This window comes from Marinobacter salinisoli, assembly GCF_017301335.1.
Classification (GTDB): Bacteria; Pseudomonadota; Gammaproteobacteria; order Pseudomonadales; family Oleiphilaceae; genus Marinobacter; species Marinobacter salinisoli.
Genome location: NZ_CP071247.1, coordinates 1,314,646 through 1,331,563, shown reverse-complemented (window position 1 = coordinate 1,331,563; position 16,918 = coordinate 1,314,646). Strand labels below are relative to the sequence as shown.

Here is a 16,918-nt window from a genome sequence, read left to right as displayed (position 1 = left end):
TAACAACAAAAACAACGCAGATCGTCAACGCTTTCGAGGCGGATCCGTGAACACGGATCCGCCTTTTGATTATCTGGCACGCCACCTCCTGCCTCCGCCAGCCATGGGAAAATCCCTCTCAAACCGTTACACTTGCGCCTCTGCTAAACGCAACCACGGATTTCAATGCCTAAAAAACTCGTTGAAAAGCTCCGTTCGCTGATTCCCAGCAACGGCAAAAAAAAAGCGCGCAAGTACCAGCGCAGGGAAGTTCCCCGCGATCAGCATAATGTGTCCAGATCGGCGATCAGCGAACCTGCCAAGAAAGTACTTCACCGCCTGAATAAATCCGGCTACGAAGCGTATCTGGTCGGCGGCGGTGTGCGCGACATTCTGCTCGGCGGCAAACCGAAAGATTTTGATATCGCCACCAACGCCACACCGGAAGAGGTTCACGATCTGTTCAGGAACTCCCGACTGATCGGCCGACGCTTTCGCATTGTCCATGTCGTTTTTGGCCGGGAAATTATCGAAGTCACTACCTTCCGCGGAGGCGCTGACGCAAACGATGACGATGCGCCGGCCAGAGACGCCAGAAAGACCAGCGAACATGGCCTGCTCCTGCGGGACAACGTCTATGGCTCCCAGGAAGAGGATGCCCTGCGTCGGGATTTCACCGTCAATGCCCTTTATTACTGCATTCGCGATTTCACCGTAATCGATTTTGCCAGCGGCATAGAAGACCTGAAGAACCGCCAGCTGCGCCTGATTGGCGACCCGGATACCCGTTACCGGGAAGACCCGGTGCGGATGCTGCGCGCCATCCGATTTGCCGCCAAACTCGATTTCCAGATCGAACCCGAAACCGAAGCCCCGATTCGGGAACTGGCGCCTCTTCTGGCCCACATACCGCCAGCGCGACTGTTCGACGAGGTACTCAAGCTGTTTTCGGCCGGGCAAGGCGAGGCGACCTACGACCTGCTGACCCGTTACGACCTGCTTGCACCACTGTTTCCCGAAACCGTCAGGGCACTGGACAGCGGCGCATCCGACACCTTGATCCGCAAGGCGCTGCGCAACACCGATGCGCGCATCGCTCAGGGCAAATCGGTCACGCCATACTTCCTGTTCGCGGCCATGCTCTGGCCTGCCCTCCAGGCAGAATGGGCGCGCCGCCAGGACAACGGCGATCCGGTGCAACCGGCCTTACACGCTGCCATTGGCAAAGTAATTGGTCGTCAGGTTCAGTCCACGTCGATACCCAAACGTTTTTCAGGCCCCATGAAGGAAATCTGGGAGCTGCAGATGCGCCTGCCGCGACGACAGGGCAAACGCGCCTTCGCCACCATGGAGCATCCACGCTTCCGCGCCGCCTACGACTTCCTCCTGGTTCGGGAAGCGGCTGGCGAACTGGAACCCGGGCTCGGCCAGTGGTGGACCGATTTCCAGGAAGCCAATGAGCGAGATCAGGAGCGCATGCTGTCCCAGTTGAGCAGCGATGCGCCGAAGAAACGCCGCAGAAGACGCAAGCCACCTGCCCAGAAACAGGTGCCACAGTGATGAGCACCAATGCATTCATCGGCCTCGGCAGCAATCTTGAGGATCCGGCGGGACAACTGGCCCGGGCCGTGGCAGAACTGGCAGCGCTACCGGCAAGCACACTGATCGCCCAATCACCGTTTTACGCCAGCCGCCCGGTTGGCCCGCAGGACCAGCCAGACTTCGTCAACGGCGCGGTCTGGCTGAAGACAACGCTGACACCCCATGTTTTGCTGCATCACCTGCACACCATTGAACAGCAACATGGTCGACAACGAATAAAGCACTGGGGCCCACGCACCCTGGATCTGGACTTATTGCTGTACGGCAACCACTGCATTGACGACGAACGCCTGACGGTTCCGCACCGAGAGCTAGCCAACCGGGACTTTGTCCTCCAGCCGCTGCTGGACCTGGATCCGGACCTGGCACTGCCGGACGGCAGACCGCTGACTTTCCTCAGACAGCACTGCCCCGACAACCAGTTGCGCAAACTTCCGCCCTTAGTCCGAACCCCGCTGAACAACCCGCAACCCTGACTACACACCTGAACCTTCCCTTGCGAGGTTCATGTTACTATTGCCTCATCTATACCCCGGAATTACCCTAAGCACCTGAGAGCCGGACACCCCGGCATGGTCGAGGCCCATCCACCCATAAGGCAAGGATTCTATGGCTGTTACCATCAATACCCTGCGCCAATACAAACAAAAGGGCGAAGCTTTCTCCGTTCTGACCTCCTACGACGCAACCTTCGCTCAGGTGGTTAGCGAAGCCGGAGTGGACGTGATCCTGATCGGCGACTCTCTTGGCATGGTCCTGCAGGGCAACGACAGCACCTTACCGGTAACCATGGAGCAGATGGAATATCACACTCGCTGCGTTGCCAAGGGTAACCGTGGTGCACTGATCATGGCGGATATGCCATTCATGACCTACGGCACCGTCGAATCCGCCCTGGCGAACGCGGCTCAGCTGATGCGGGCCGGCGCCCACCTGGTGAAACTGGAAGGCACCGACTGGATGAAGGACACCATACGCGCACTGAGCGAACGCGGTGTGCCAGTCTGCGCCCATCTGGGCCTGACCCCGCAATTCGTGAACAAGTTTGGCGGGTACAAGGTACAGGGGCGAGATGAGAAAACTGCGGAAATGATGATCGAGCATGCCTGCGAGCTGGAAGCCGCCGGAGCCGATGTCATTCTGCTCGAGTGCGTCCCTGCGCCTCTGGCCGCGCGCATCACCCAAGCCGTTAAGGCCCCGGTTATCGGTATTGGCGCCGGCTCCGAAACCGACGGCCAGGTGCTGGTGCTGCACGACATGCTGGGCATCACTCCGGGCCGAAAGCCGCGCTTTGTGAAAAACTTCCTGGCGGAAACCGGCTCTGTGAACGAAGCCATTGCCGCCTACGTTTCAGCTGTTCGTGACCGGACATTCCCCGCCGAGGAGCACACGTTCAAGGCATGAGAACCGTACATTCCATCAAAGAGCTCCGCACCATTCTCCGCGGTTACCGCCAACAGGATAAAACCATCGGCCTGGTGCCCACCATGGGCAACCTGCACGAAGGTCACATCTCGCTGGTGCGCAAAGCCGGCGAGGCTGCCGACATCGTGGTCACCAGCATTTTTGTCAACCCGATGCAGTTTGGCGCCAGCGAAGACCTGGACACGTACCCGCGAACACTCGCGCAAGACCAGGAACAGCTTGAGGCGGCCGGCAATACCCTGGTGTTTGCCCCTAACGTCGAAGAAGTGTATCCCGAAGGCTTGGCCAGACAAACCCAGGTTGTCGTGCCAGACGTCAGCGACGGCCACTGCGGCGCCAGCCGGCCCGGACATTTCGAGGGCGTAGCGACAGTGGTGACCATGCTTTTCAACATGGTTCAACCCGACGTTGCCGTCTTTGGCGAGAAGGACTTTCAGCAACTGACCGTCATCCGGAAACTGGTGCGCGATCTCTGCATCCCCGTTGAGGTCATTGGCGCCCCTACGGTGCGCGAAGACGATGGTCTGGCAAAAAGTTCCCGAAACAGCTACCTCTCGGAGGGCGATCGCGGCATAGCGCCTGCAATGTATCGCATTCTTGAGGAGACGGGCCGCAAACTGGCTGCAGGCCGGTCAGACTTCGCCGCCCTGGAGAGCGAGGCGAAAGAGGCCATGGTGCAGGCCGGTTTACGGCCGGATTACTTCAACATTGTGAACAGTGACACTCTGAAGCCCGCGACCAACGAAGATACGAGCCTGACCCTGCTCGTGGCAGCCTTCCTGGGCACCACGCGCCTGATTGACAATCTGACGGTAACTCGATGAACTGAGGCGACCCAACGAAAGGGAATTTCCGATGTCTTCAGCACCAGCCAATCCTACCAGCCTTCCCGAGTGGCGGGCACTGGAGCAACACAGGGATGCGTTGCTCAGCCAGCCCATGAAGCAGCTGTTCGAAAACGATCCGACCCGGGCCGACCGATACTTTATCGAAGCCGCTGGCCTTGCTCTGGACTTTTCGAAGAACCGGCTGAACGGTGACACCCTTGAGGCCCTGATGGCATTGGCGCACAGCCGCGGCCTTGATGCCAAGCGAGCCGCTTTGCTGGGCGGTGAAGCCGTCAACAACACCGAACACCGGCCCGCGCTGCACACGGCGCTTCGCCAGCCGGTCGATACTTCTGTTCTGGTCAATGGCCAGAATGTGGTGACCGAGATCCATGCCACCCTGGACCGCATGGAGCACTTCGTTTCCGGCGTCACCGAGAAATCCATCGTCGGCTACAGCGGCAAAGCGTTCACCGACATTGTCAGTATCGGAATTGGCGGATCCTACCTTGGCCCCAAGCTCGTGTGCGAGGCCCTTCAACCATTCCAGCGGAACGGTATCCGCTGCCACTTCGTGGCGAATATGGATGGCACGGACATCTGTGAAACCCTGCGGAAGATCACTCCGGAGACCACTCTGTTCCTGGTTCAGTCCAAATCCTTCCGCACTCAGGAAACCCTGGCGAACAGCCAAGTGGCCAGACAGTGGTTTGTTGCGCGCTGTGGCGACGAATCGGCCATTGCCAAGCACTTTATCGCGGTCACCGCCAACGTTGCTGCCGCGCGGGAATTCGGCATCGACGAGGATCATGTTTTTCCCATGTGGGACTGGGTGGGCGGTCGCTACTCGCTGTGGTCCGCCATCGGACTACCCATCGCACTAACCCTTGGCATGGCACACTTTCGCGCCCTGCTCGCCGGCGCCCACGCGATGGACAAACATTTTGCCGAAGCCCCGCTGGACCAGAACCTGCCAGTGGTGATGGCCTTGCTCAGCGTCTGGTACAACAATTTCTGGCACGCCGACACCCACGCCGTCATCCCCTACGACCACTATCTGAGAAGCCTGCCGGATTACCTCCAGCAACTCGACATGGAAAGCAACGGCAAGGGCGTGGATAAGCAGGGACAACCGGTGAAAACCGACACCGGCCCGGTGATCTGGGGCGGCACGGGGTCCAACGGCCAGCACGCCTACCACCAGTTGATCCACCAGGGCACACGGCTGATTCCAGTGGACTTTATCATTCCTCTGAAAACCCACAATCCGGTAGCCCACCATCACGCCGATCTGTTCGCCAATTGCCTGAGCCAGTCCCAGGCCATGATGGCTGGAAAGAGCCTGGGTGAGGCGCGAGCAGAGCTGGCCGACACAGGATTAAGTGCGGCTGACATTGACCGACTGGCTCCCCACAAGGTCATCCCCGGCAATAAGCCCAGCAACACGCTGATCATGGAGCAACTCACGCCGGAAACCCTTGGCGCACTGATTGCACTTTACGAACACCGGACGTTTGTTCAGGGGGTGATCTGGGGCATCAACTCATTCGATCAGTGGGGTGTGGAACTGGGTAAGCAGCTGGGCGCCAAGATTCTGCCTCAGCTGATGGGCGACCGGATGAACGAGCTCGACAGCGACAGTTCAACCAATCACCTGATCCGGATGTTCCGATCAGCCAACGGCGTCTGAGAGCTGGCGTCCGCGCCAGACAAACCCGACCGGCCAGAGTTGCTGGCCGCTGTCGTGGGCCTGCCAGAGCTCGCGATAGCTTTGCTGACAAACAGGATGCGACTCGTCTGGAGCTAATTCCGCCAACGGCTTGAGCACAAAGGCATTGACGAGTATTTCCGACCGCGGCAGTTTTACGCCATCCACCTCACCAACGCAGGTTCCGTAGGTCAGAATATCCAGATCCAGAGTTCTGACGCCGGCCTGCGTTCCGTCCCGGCAACGACCGTTGGCATCTTCCAGCGCCTTGAAGCGGCGCGACAGTGTCGCCACTGACCACTGCGTATCAAAGCCTGCGATCATATTCAGGTAAGGGGCGCCATCCGAACCCACCGCCTCGCTTTCGTACACAGCAGACAAGTCCAGCGCACCAAACCAGTCGGCCAGGGCATCCAGAGCCACACCCAGATGGCGCTCGCGGTCAACGTTGCTACCGATGCCCACGTAAACCCGGACGCCATCGGCCATCAGCGCTGCCCCCGCTCGATGCGCACACCCACCGCCTGGGCGGCGGGCACGGCACCGGGCTTCCTGAGCGTCAGGCGAAGCCAGGTAACCCCGAACACCTCCTGCAACTCGCCCGCCAACACCTCTGCTCCCCGCTCAAGGAGTTTCGGTTGCAGCCCTTTCAGGCAAGCGGTGACTCGCTCACTCACGGCCGCATAGTCCAGTGCATCGCTGACATCGTCTGAGGCACCCGGAACCCGGTTGTCCCACGCCATTTCCAGATCCACGAGCAGGCACTGGTTAATCCTTCTCTCCCAGTCATAGACCCCGACAACCGTTTCGACTTCCAGACCTTCGATCAGCACGCTATCTACCAAGAGAACTCCCGGGCTATACCACTCTTTGCCAATTGAACCCCTCAAAGCCAACGGTTACTGTGAACACGCTGGCCAGAATTTAGCCCTTATTTTCGCATACTGGAATCGACACGTCTGCTTCCGAGAGCCGCCCATGATAGCGCCCGAAACACCCATTTTGACGGTCCTTCTCTGCGCTGCCGCTTATTTTATGGGCTCTATACTCTTCGCCTTGCCAGTCAGCCGCCTCTGGCGGTTACCAGACCCGAGAGCCCAAGGCTCTGGCAATCCTGGAGCAACGAACGTCTATCGCATCGGAGGCTGGCTGCCTGCGGCCGTGACTCTTGCACTCGATGCAGCGAAGGGATGGCTGCCGGTCTGGCTCGCCCATGCCGGCGGATTGTCCGTCATCGGCCAGGCCATGGTGGCCCTGTGCGCAGTAACCGGCCACATGATTCCAGTGTTTTATCGCTTCAAGGGAGGCAAAGGGGTGGCCACCGCACTGGGCGCGGGACTGGCATTGGCGCCAGCCACCACCCTGGTTATGATGGCGATCTGGGTGCTGGCCATGTGGCGCTGGCGAATTTCCGCCCTGGCCTCGCTGATCGCCGTTATCAGTGGCCCGGTCATCAGCGCGATTATCGAGCCAGATACACTGCCACTGTTCGGGCTTCTCGCCCTACTGATTGTGGTGCGTCACCGCAACAACCTGATCCGACTGGCACAGAACCGGGAATCCGGATTCTGAGCGCCGGGCTGCTCAATCAACGAGGCCAGTTGTCCGGGGCTCATCAATCGATGGAAGGGTATTCATGGGCCAGCGCGGGACGGCCACAATACGCTCCCCGTCACGCTGCCCGGCCTGAAGCCGTTGAGCACCCGCATACGCGATCATGGCACCGTTATCGGTGCAGAATTCCGGGCGGGCGTAGAACACACTGCCTTTCAGTTTCGCGGCCATCCCTTCCAACCCGGTTCGCAGGCGGCGATTCGCGCTGACACCCCCGGCAATCACCAACCGGGAACAACCGGTTTGCTGCAGAGCCCGGCGGCACTTGATGGTCAGGGTATCGACCACCGCCGACTCGAACGCAAGGGCAATGTCTGCGCGGGTCTGATCCGACAGGTCGCCTTCTTTTTCCGCCGCGTGAACGGTATTCAGAGTAAAGGTCTTCAGGCCACTGAAACTGAAATCCAGCCCGGGCCGATCCGTCATCGGACGCGGAAAACGAAAGCGATCCGGCGTACCCTTTTCAGCCAGTGCCGCGACACGGGGCCCGCCGGGGTAATCCAAACCGAGCATTTTGGCCGCCTTGTCAAAGGCCTCCCCGGCCGCGTCGTCCACCGACTCACCCAGCATCTCATACACACCGATACCATCCACCTTCACGAGCTGGGTATGGCCCCCGGAAACCAGCAGGGCAACGAACGGGAACGCCGGCGGGTTTTCCTCCAGCATCGGGGCCAGCAGGTGGCCCTCCATGTGATGCACACCCAGTACCGGAATTCCCAGCGCCAGCCCCAGAGCGTGGGCAACAGACCCACCGACCATCAGCGCCCCGACCAGCCCCGGGCCGGCGGTGTAGGCAATGCCATCAATGTCCTGTCTCAGCCGATTGGCGCGGTCCAGCAACTGGTCACACAGGGGCAGAAGTTTCCGGACATGGTCCCGGGATGCCAGTTCCGGCACCACGCCGCCATAATCCGCGTGCATGTCAATCTGACTGAATAACGCGTGGGCGAGCAGCCCATCCTGGGTGTCGTAGAGCGCCACGCCGGTTTCATCACAGGAGGTTTCAATTCCAAGGATCAGCATAAAGGTCTGTTGCCATCATCGTCGACGGAATAAAAGAAGGACGCTAGTCTACCAGAAACCCGAAACTCACCGTCAGTTTCATCGAACAAACATTGACCTAAGCCTTAGCCGGACGCTATCATAGCCGCCCTAAAATACGTACTGGTCGAGTTTTAACCAATCTGACCAGGTGTCGAGCCGGACTGGCAGCGCCAGACGGAGCAAACAAAACCGAATTTAATCAGGTAGGTGATTTTCGAATGCCAGCTGTTAAAGTGAAAGAGAATGAACCGTTTGACGTAGCACTGCGTCGCTTCAAGCGCTCTTGTGAGAAAGCAGGCGTCCTGTCCGAAGTACGTCGTCGTGAGCACTATGAGAAGCCGACTTCTGTTCGCAAGCGTAAAGCTGCTGCTGCCGTTAAGCGTCATCTCAAGAAGCTTCAGCGGGAACAGCGCAAGTTCGAGCGTCTGTACTAATCTGCTACTGACGCCGCTTGACTGCAAGTTGAGTGATTGCCTGCCCAGCTTAAGGCTGAACAGGGCAATTTAAAAGTGCCGCCGGGGCCTGGCTTCGGCGGCATTTTTCGCTATAGCCACATCCTTCACTACGCCCGGTTTACCTGGAGTCTTCATGAGCGGACTGATCCCTCAGCGTTTTATTGAAGACCTGCTTGATCGTCTGGATCTGGCAGAGTTGATCGGCTCCCGTATCCAGCTGAAAAAGGCAGGCGCAAGCTACAAGGCCCGATGCCCGTTTCACGACGAAAAAACACCGTCGTTCAACGTTCGGCCGGACAAAGGCTTTTACCACTGCTTTGGCTGCGGAGCCCACGGTGATGCCATCAGCTTTATTCGCGAACTGGAGGGGTTGAGTTTTAACGAAGCCGTTGAGGATCTGGCCCGGCGAGCCGGACTGGAAGTGCCATACGACCGAGCCGCCAGGCAGGAAATGCAACAGTCACGGTCGCTGACCGACGCACTGGATTTTGCCAACCGTTTCTACCAGTCCTCCCTGGCCAGCCCGCAGGGCAGTTATGCCCGCGACTACCTGGCCCAACGGGGACTGGATGACAGCATCATCCAACAGTACCAGCTTGGTTTTGCGCCGGGCGGCGGCACGGCGCTGTTCGATGCGGCGCCACAAGATCTGAAAGATGGTCTGACCGAGACGGGGACCGTATCGGACAAATATGGACGCCCCAGGGACCTGTTTCGTAACCGGGTGATGTTCCCGATCCGGAACACCCGGGGCAAGACCGTGGCCTTTGGCGGGCGAACGCTGGGCGATGACAAGGCGAAATACATCAACTCGCCGGAGTCCGATGTTTTTCACAAGAGTCGCGAAGTCTACGGACTTTACGAAGCACGCCAGGCGCTCCGGCAGCTGGACAAGCTGCTTGTCGTGGAAGGCTACATGGACGTCATCGCGCTCGCGCAGAACGGCATCCATTATGCAGTCGCCACGCTGGGGACGGCCACGAACCAAGACAATCTGAACGCGCTTCTGAAGCATGTTCGCCACATTGTTTTTTGCTTTGACGGTGACCAGGCCGGGTTCCGGGCGGCAGATAGGGCCATGGAAAACGCACTCGAATTGATGGCCGACGGTTTGCACCTGCAATTCCTGATGCTGCCCGAAGGCGAAGACCCGGACACCCTGATTCGAAAAGAAGGGCCGGATGCATTCCAGCAGCGGATTGACGGTGCAACGCCCTTCTCCCGCTTCCTGTTTGACCGGCAGAGTGAAGGCCTTGACCTTGAGCTCCCGGAAAATCGCGGCGAACTGCGAGCCCGGGCTGAGCCGCTGCTGAACAGAATGCCCAAGAGCACGCTGCGCGATGCGATGTGGCATGAAATGCTTCGCCTTTGCAGCAACCGGAAGCAATGGCAGGACCGCAAGGGTGACTTCAAGGGCAAGTGGTCGAACGGTCGGCGGGACCGCGTCAATGAAGAGCGCATTGATGTGCGGCTCAGCAAGGACAGCGTGCTTTGCCTGGCCTTGCTGGAATCACCCGACCTGGCAGCCGATGTGTCGGAACTGGCCAGGCGCTCCCGACAATACCGGCAGGCACTGGAGTTTGCCGACTGGATCTCGGGCCAGGAAATAAAAGACAGGAAATCACTGGTTCGCCAGCTGGCGTTTGACGTTCAGGCCCGGGAGCGGTTTTACCACCTGTTCGATGGCGTCGAACACATTCCCGCCAGGGAGAGCACTCTGAACGCAGCGCGGGAACTGTTAAGCCCCAATGAGGAGGCCTCCCGGCAACAGCGACTGGCGGCACTGTTACGCAATTTCGCCAACCTCACCAGCGAGGAGCGAAAGGAACTGAGAGACCTGAGCAATCGTGCTCAGTAATGGCAACACTTGAAACTAGCTGCCGTGATCACCATCTAAGCAGTCGGTGGCAGCGTATTTGAGCGACAGCTATAATAGCTGTTTAAGTTTTTTTCCTTCAAGAGCGAGTTCACAGGGTGTCTATGGCGGGCAATTCGCAAAAATCACGTTTGAAAGACCTCATTGCACGGGGCAAGGAACAGGGCTACCTGACCTATGCCGAGGTAAACGATCACCTCCCGGAAGACATCGCCGACCCGGATCAGGTCGAAGACATCATTCGAATGATCAACGACATGGGCATTCAGGTGACTGAAGAAACACCGGATGCCGATACTCTGCTCATGACCGAAGGCGATTCCACCGCTGACGAAGCAGCGGCGGCAGAAGCTGCGGCAGCACTTGCGGCCGTGGAAACCGATGCTGGCCGCACCACGGACCCGGTGCGGATGTACATGCGGGAAATGGGTACCGTAGAACTCCTGACCCGCGAAGGCGAGATCGTCATCGCCAAGCGTATTGAGGAAGGCATCCGCGATGTCATGGCAGCCGTGGCCCATTTCCCGGGTACTGCGAGCACCGTGATCCAGGCCTACGAGCGCATCATTGAGAACGAAGGTCGCATCAGCGACATCGTCACTGGCTTCCTTGACCCGGACGACGCCGAGCCGTTCATGGGTGAGGACACCACTTCCGACACCTCGGATGAATCTGCCGACTCCGCCGACAGCGATGATGATTCCGACAGCGACGAAGAGACAGACAACGGGCCAGACCCGGAAGAAACCCGTCTGCGCTTCGAACTGCTGCAAGAAAAACTGGATGCAGCGGAGAAGGCGCTGGTAAAGCATGGCCGTGCCCACAAGAAGACTCAGGAAGCCCTGAATGAGCTTGGCCAAGTCTTCGCACCCTTCAAGCTGGCCAACAAAGCGTTCGAGGAACTGGTCAACGTTGTCCGTTCCACCAACGAGATGGTGCGCGAGAACGAGCGGGCGATCCTGAAAATCTGTGTGCGCGACTGCAAAATGCCGCGCAAAGATTTCATCAAGTCCTTCCCGGGTAACGAAGTTAACCTGAACTGGGCCGAAGACATCGCCGGCAGCAAGAAAGCGTACGCGGCAGCAATCTCAGAGCGTATTGATGAAATCACCCGCCTGCAGAAGCGTATCCAGCACCTGCAGACAGACGTTGATCTGGACGTTGCGGACATCAAAGAAATCAACCGCCGGGTATCCATCGGCGAAGCCAAAGCACGCCGGGCAAAGAAGGAAATGGTCGAGGCCAACCTTCGTCTGGTTATTTCTATTGCCAAGAAGTACACCAACCGCGGGCTGCAATTCCTTGATCTGATTCAGGAAGGCAACATTGGCCTGATGAAGGCAGTGGACAAGTTTGAATACCGTCGGGGCTACAAGTTCTCCACCTACGCGACCTGGTGGATCCGGCAGGCCATCACCCGCTCCATTGCGGATCAGGCCAGAACCATCCGTATTCCGGTTCACATGATTGAAACCATTAACAAGCTGAATCGGATTTCACGTCAGATGCTTCAGGAAATGGGCCGCGAGCCGACCCCGGAAGAGCTGGGTGAGCGCATGGAAATGCCGGAAGACAAAATCCGCAAGGTGTTGAAAATCGCCAAGGAGCCCATTTCTATGGAAACTCCGATCGGTGATGATGAAGACAGCCATCTGGGCGACTTCATCGAAGACATCCAGGCCCTGTCGCCCGTAGACTCCGCCACCGCCGAAGGTCTGCGCGAGGCCACACGCTCAGTGCTGGCCGGCCTGACAGCCCGCGAGTCCAAGGTGCTCCGGATGCGCTTCGGTATCGAAATGAACACCGACCACACGCTGGAAGAGGTTGGCAAGCAGTTCGATGTCACCCGTGAGCGTATCCGTCAGATCGAAGCGAAGGCACTGCGCAAGCTGCGCCACCCTTCCCGCTCCGATCACCTGCGCGGCTTCATTGACGATCAGGGTTCCTCATCATAACGCTCTGAACAGTAGCGGGCGCCCAACCTCCCCGGTATAATGGCGCCCGCCTGTTTACTCCCTCCGGAAACATCGGTTTCCAAAAACAGTGAATACGAAAAGGGCCTATAGCTCAGTTGGTTAGAGCAGGGGACTCATAATCCCTTGGTCGCTGGTTCGAGTCCAGCTGGGCCCACCATTTCTCTCTAGCTTCACCGTTTTTCTTATATGTTCTCGTCACCGTATTTTGGCCGGTTCGGATACGGTATGTTTTGTGCCGCAAGAAGAGCGAGTGCCTTTTAAGCCCTGAAGAGTGAAACACGAGCAAGCTAATTGGGGAGTGCCATACAAAACACATTCCCTCTTGCGCCTTGAGCGTTCACAAAAAAAGCCTGTTTTCCCGCTACGGACTTGAGCCTTCCCGGGATTGGAAGGTATTTCTGGCCTTGTGCGGGCTGCTCAAGTAGGAATGAGACCGTCCAGGCGGCTTGAGCACCAAATCCGACTAGCCAACCAGCAGCGGGTCTTCCGCCTTCTCATCATCGACGAGTCAAAGGACGTGCGTGAAGGAGCAAACGCGTTCTTTACTAACAATCACTCGAAGCAACGGAACGCCGCCAAAAATCTCTAAAGTTTATGGCCCGCCCGGCCATTTAGTATTTTTACAACGAGTCTCTTGGCTTCGTGGATCTATCAATAGCCAGCCCCCCGGACCGCTCGGCCTCTGATCAGAACTTCGGCCTCCCACCTTAAGCAGGCCAAGGGGATTTCGCGCGCCATTTCGAACGGGACATGGTCAAAACCACGGCGGACTCGGGGTTCTCCATACTGGGAGCCTTTGGCCGCGAGAAAACCCAGGCCAGATCGCGACCTCTTGAGCCCCCCTGCCTCAAGCCTTTTCCCGGCACTGTGCGAAGGGCTGAATCCTTTTGAAGATTCTTGATTTAGGCGTCGAAAAACTTTACATGCTTTTCCCACTGGCTGTTCTGATTTTTTATAAATCCACCGAAAGACGTGTAGATAGAGCTTCTGGCACGATCTCTGCTGCTTTTGATTGGTTGTACCTGTTTCCAAGACGGCAAGCCGTCAAGGCACCAGCCTCCAGCTGCGAACCTAACGGTTCAGGGAGGGGCTTTGTGCTCAAGGAGAAGAAACTCCGATGAACCGATTTATTAAATGCAGGTGATTTATATGAGCAGGGAATTAAAAGGGGTTGGTTTAAGCGCGGTGACCCGTCTGCTTTTGATGTTATACCCAGACGCTAATCCGCACTTCTACCGAAAAGTGCAAAAAATGTTTAGGAAAATTTTACCCTCATTGGCGGTCCTGCTTTTTGCAGGAACGGTTCACGCAGTTCCCACGACCTACAACTTCTCGTGCGACGGCTCCGTAGACCCTAGTAATTGCGCCGGAGATGAAGGCGGTTCGATTACGATCGATTACTTCGATAATGGCGGCAGCTTTACTTATCAAATTGACATTGACAACGTCTCCCTCGAGGCACTCGTCACCGGTTTCGGTTTTGACTTCACGCCGGATTTCGTATTCGCAAACATGTCTAACTTCTACATAGAACGTCTAGAAGCTGACGGAACCACTTACACAGACGTTACCGGCAACTGGCAAGTCTCGGAGGGTACTCAAAGCGTCAGCAACGGCTCGTCTTTCGGCGGTATTTTTCTCGAATTCATTGACTTCGATGCCGCACAGACGGGCAACGTTAACCTCACCGCGATCGGCAACAATGGGCCATTGGACGGCATTGCCAGATTCGACTACACGGAGATGCTGACAGTTGAAGGAGCCCTCATGCGACTGCAGCGGTCTGGGGACATCGGCGACGGTAGCCTCAAACTCGTTGACGTGTCGACCTCTGTACCTGAACCGGGCACTCTCGCACTGTTAGGGTTAGCACTCGCTGGATTTGGTTTCAGACGTCGTTTTTAACCGAACCAGTGTGGTGCCAAACGAATTTTGGCCCCGCGAAGCGGGGCCTTTTGCTTGAATCCCGAACTCACTTCTCAGAGCAATCAGTCCAGAACACTATCTTCAGAGCGGAGAGTCTTATCGTGTCAGTATTTTTTACAGCCTGACTCGAGACTCTATCGTCAAAGACTTTCGCCAACACCGAGCCGAAAATTGGGTTCCGGCACATAGCACGCAAGATGACTTCGCCGTTCTCTCGGCAGAGAAACCAACGAGCGCAAATTCAACATGCCTGGTTTTCCCATCACCAATTTCGTCAAGAAAGCCAACGCCCCAAAACACAAGCCGAATACACTGCCCCTGACGTCAGGCAGGTGAATGTCGCCACAGCCCCGCCCTATACCAATCCCCTGATCTGAGCTATCGATTACAACTGAACTCAACTCACCGAAGATGAGCGCCACGAACTAACAGACGGAATTCTTCATCCCGGGCCGAAGTCGCGCTCTGCCAACCCGCATGCCAATGGCGATATCCTGGCCAGCCTAACGAACCAACGGACTCTGATTGGTGTTAACGTCAGTATGGGTTAACCGTCGCGCTTCAAGCATCCGATCTATCTCCGCTTCATTGCAGGCGTCAAAAATCCCGCTCAGGCGAGGCCTCTTTATTTCTGATGCCAAAGCTCTTTCCTCACCATCACATTGCATTTCCCATCAAACCGCCGCCGCACACTGACAATCTGGGGAAAGCTGGTCGTTCCAGCAGCCCCCTCCATCCGGTCCCCAAATCTCGTGAGATTGCCCTGATGAGCCCCTGCTCTTGATTCAAACACCCCTACGCACCAGCGATCTTACTGTAAATTCTTCTGACACCATGCCCCTCCAACGGTCTCCCGTGGGAAGCAGATCGAGGGAAGATTGAAGCTATTCACATTTTGAGCATTCAACAAGCCTTGAATGGCATACCACGAAAACAGAGTGGACGCGCCATTACCTACTGTTTTATCGATATTTTTTTCTAACTTCGCGCGATTCATGATCGGCCGAAGCCAAATCCCCGTCAAATAGGTCAACGTCCGACGGAACCGATCCCCCTAAACTTAAACCTGAACGAACGTACCAGTCAGTTTTCTCTGCGCGCGGAGAAGGACCGGACAAAACAATAAAGAGACGATGGAGTGTATCTATGGCTTTCGCTTCCCGGTTATCAGTACGGGCGGTTTCCCTCACGCTGATGTCCCTCGCTATCTCCCCTTTTGCCAACGCCAGCATGGGCAATCTCGGCACCAGTTATGGCGTGATGCCAGTCGATGTGGCCACGGCCCAGTCGATGTCGATGTTCAACAGCCAGGTGTCGGCCACCTATTACAACCCGGCCTACCTCACCAGCGACCCTCGTGGCGAGCTGACCACGGGCATTCTTCATGCGGAACAGGAACTCCGGTCCGCTAACCCCAACGCCAATGGCGATATTCTGTCGAATTCGCCGAGCCAGCATGTACTGATCGGCATGAAGACCAATCTTGGCTCGCTGACCCGTTACGACCATCCGATCTACCTCGGATTTATCGCGGGCGTGGAAAAGTACGGCAAGGAGATGCTGGCGTTCAGCTCGGAAACCAGCGAAACCGGGCAGTTTCTGCAGTATGGCAAGGAGCCTCTGTTCCTCAACATTGGTGCAGCCACGCCGATCTGGCGGGGCGTCGCTGCCGGGGCCTCGGTGAGAATCACGCTGGATGCCACCGCCAAGCTCGATGCGGTATCCACCCTTGGCGGCGAAACCAGCCGCGAGCGCCTGTCTGTCAATGCAGAGCCCTCGCTGAAGACCATTCTTGGTGCCAGCGCCGACCTCGGAAGCACCTTCTGTCCGGACATGGACTGTTACCTGCAGGGGTGGGAAGTTGCCGCCGCTTATCGCAGCAAGTCGTCGGCGTCCACCACCATCGACTCCAACATTATTGTTACCCAGACCATTCCGGACCCCGGCCTGAGCCTGGCGGTATCCACCATCGATTCCTTCCAGCCGGAAACCCTGGTGATCGGCGCACAGTATGGGACAGAGAACTGGCGCATTGGTGGCTCCATTGAACAACAAAACTGGTCTGACCTGGAGAAGGAATTCTCCTCCGACACCGTCAAGGACCAGCAGTCGGTTTCACAGGCAGACCGCATCCGCTTTGACGACATCGTGATTCCCAGGCTGGGTGCGGAAACCCATCTGACTCCCAATCTGGCGCTGCGCGGCGGCATCGCCTTTGAGCCCTCCCCGCTCAAGACGACCCGCAACCCGGAGATCAACTATCTGGACACCGACAAGATTGTCCTCGGGCTGGGTCTGAGCGCTACCTACGACCGCACCCGCCTGCTTGCCCACCCGGTTCGGTTTGATCTGGGCTACCAGTACCAGCAACTGCAGGATCGTGATTTCACGCTGGTGGACACCACAGGCTCCGAAACCGAGGTCAGAGCCGACGGCGACATCCATGTGTTCAGCGGTTCAGTCACGCTGAAATTCTAAAGGGA

General features: G+C 57.5%; 14 protein-coding genes and 1 tRNA gene. 12 read left to right on the top strand and 3 right to left on the bottom strand.

The features are described from left to right. The first annotated feature begins 165 nt into the window (after window positions 1–165). From pcnB to pgi, 5 genes are all read left to right on the top strand, one after another. On the top strand, window positions 166–1,539 hold the full coding sequence (gene pcnB / locus LPB19_RS06000; RefSeq protein WP_206645188.1) for a polynucleotide adenylyltransferase PcnB: 1,374 nt from the start codon (window positions 166–168) through the stop codon (window positions 1,537–1,539). Then, entirely contained in the window at window positions 1,539–2,057 is a 519-nt protein-coding gene (gene folK / locus LPB19_RS05995; RefSeq protein WP_206645187.1) for a 2-amino-4-hydroxy-6-hydroxymethyldihydropteridine diphosphokinase, read from the top strand. The genes pcnB and folK (LPB19_RS05995) overlap by 1 nt, the downstream gene beginning before the upstream one ends. 133 nt (window positions 2,058–2,190) lie before the next feature. Further along, window positions 2,191–2,985 (top strand): 3-methyl-2-oxobutanoate hydroxymethyltransferase, encoded by a 795-nt coding sequence (gene panB, locus LPB19_RS05990; protein WP_206645186.1) that lies wholly within the window; start codon window positions 2,191–2,193, stop codon window positions 2,983–2,985. Further along, the gene (panC, locus tag LPB19_RS05985; protein WP_206645185.1) at window positions 2,982–3,830 is read left to right on the top strand and encodes a pantoate--beta-alanine ligase; all 849 of its coding nucleotides are present in this window, start codon (window positions 2,982–2,984) and stop codon (window positions 3,828–3,830) included. The genes panB and panC overlap by 4 nt, the downstream gene beginning before the upstream one ends. A 31-nt stretch (window positions 3,831–3,861) precedes the next feature. After that, complete coding sequence (pgi, locus tag LPB19_RS05980; protein ID WP_206645184.1) at window positions 3,862–5,523, top strand: glucose-6-phosphate isomerase; 1,662 nt, start codon at window positions 3,862–3,864, stop codon at window positions 5,521–5,523. Here the strand turns inward: pgi and folK (LPB19_RS05975) are convergent. Together folK (LPB19_RS05975) and folB are read right to left on the bottom strand one after the other, a co-directional pair. Continuing rightward, on the bottom strand, window positions 5,506–6,030 hold the full coding sequence (gene folK, locus LPB19_RS05975) for a 2-amino-4-hydroxy-6-hydroxymethyldihydropteridine diphosphokinase (protein WP_206645183.1): 525 nt from the start codon (window positions 6,028–6,030) through the stop codon (window positions 5,506–5,508). The genes pgi and folK (LPB19_RS05975) overlap by 18 nt on opposite strands. Further along, window positions 6,030–6,386 carry a dihydroneopterin aldolase gene (folB, locus tag LPB19_RS05970; RefSeq protein ID WP_206645182.1) on the bottom strand — a complete coding sequence of 119 codons (357 nt, stop codon included), beginning with the start codon at window positions 6,384–6,386 and terminating at the stop codon, window positions 6,030–6,032. The genes folK (LPB19_RS05975) and folB overlap by 1 nt, the downstream gene beginning before the upstream one ends. A gap of 133 nt (window positions 6,387–6,519) precedes the next feature. On the opposite strand from folB, the gene plsY reads away from it, so the two are divergent. Further along, window positions 6,520–7,113 (top strand): glycerol-3-phosphate 1-O-acyltransferase PlsY, encoded by a 594-nt coding sequence (plsY, locus tag LPB19_RS05965; RefSeq protein ID WP_206645181.1) that lies wholly within the window; start codon window positions 6,520–6,522, stop codon window positions 7,111–7,113. 12 nt (window positions 7,114–7,125) lie between these two features. Here the strand turns inward: plsY and tsaD are convergent, their stop codons facing one another. Then, window positions 7,126–8,181 carry a tRNA (adenosine(37)-N6)-threonylcarbamoyltransferase complex transferase subunit TsaD gene (gene tsaD / locus LPB19_RS05960; RefSeq protein WP_206645180.1) on the bottom strand — a complete coding sequence of 352 codons (1,056 nt, stop codon included), beginning with the start codon at window positions 8,179–8,181 and terminating at the stop codon, window positions 7,126–7,128. Window positions 8,182–8,420: 239 nt separating this feature from the next. Between tsaD and rpsU the strand changes: the two genes are divergently transcribed. The 6 genes from rpsU (at window position 8,421) to LPB19_RS05930 (ending at window position 16,913) form a co-directional block, all read left to right on the top strand. Further along, entirely contained in the window at window positions 8,421–8,636 is a 216-nt protein-coding gene (gene rpsU, locus LPB19_RS05955) for a 30S ribosomal protein S21 (protein ID WP_072794797.1), read from the top strand. A 154-nt stretch (window positions 8,637–8,790) separates the two neighbouring features. Beyond that, window positions 8,791–10,515: a DNA primase gene (gene dnaG / locus LPB19_RS05950; protein ID WP_206645179.1), complete on the top strand. Its 1,725-nt coding sequence runs from the start codon at window positions 8,791–8,793 to the stop codon at window positions 10,513–10,515. A gap of 122 nt (window positions 10,516–10,637) precedes the next feature. Then, on the top strand, window positions 10,638–12,488 hold the full coding sequence (gene rpoD, locus LPB19_RS05945) for an RNA polymerase sigma factor RpoD (RefSeq protein ID WP_206645178.1): 1,851 nt from the start codon (window positions 10,638–10,640) through the stop codon (window positions 12,486–12,488). A 101-nt stretch (window positions 12,489–12,589) separates the two neighbouring features. Next, window positions 12,590–12,666 (top strand) — tRNA-Ile (locus LPB19_RS05940). 992 nt (window positions 12,667–13,658) lie between these two features. After that, a complete protein-coding gene (locus LPB19_RS17065) occupies window positions 13,659–14,414 on the top strand; it encodes a PEP-CTERM sorting domain-containing protein (protein ID WP_228289226.1) in 756 nt (251 codons plus the stop codon). 1,167 nt (window positions 14,415–15,581) lie between these two features. Beyond that, window positions 15,582–16,913 carry an outer membrane protein transport protein gene (locus LPB19_RS05930; protein WP_206645177.1) on the top strand — a complete coding sequence of 444 codons (1,332 nt, stop codon included), beginning with the start codon at window positions 15,582–15,584 and terminating at the stop codon, window positions 16,911–16,913. Window positions 16,914–16,918 lie beyond the last annotated feature (5 nt).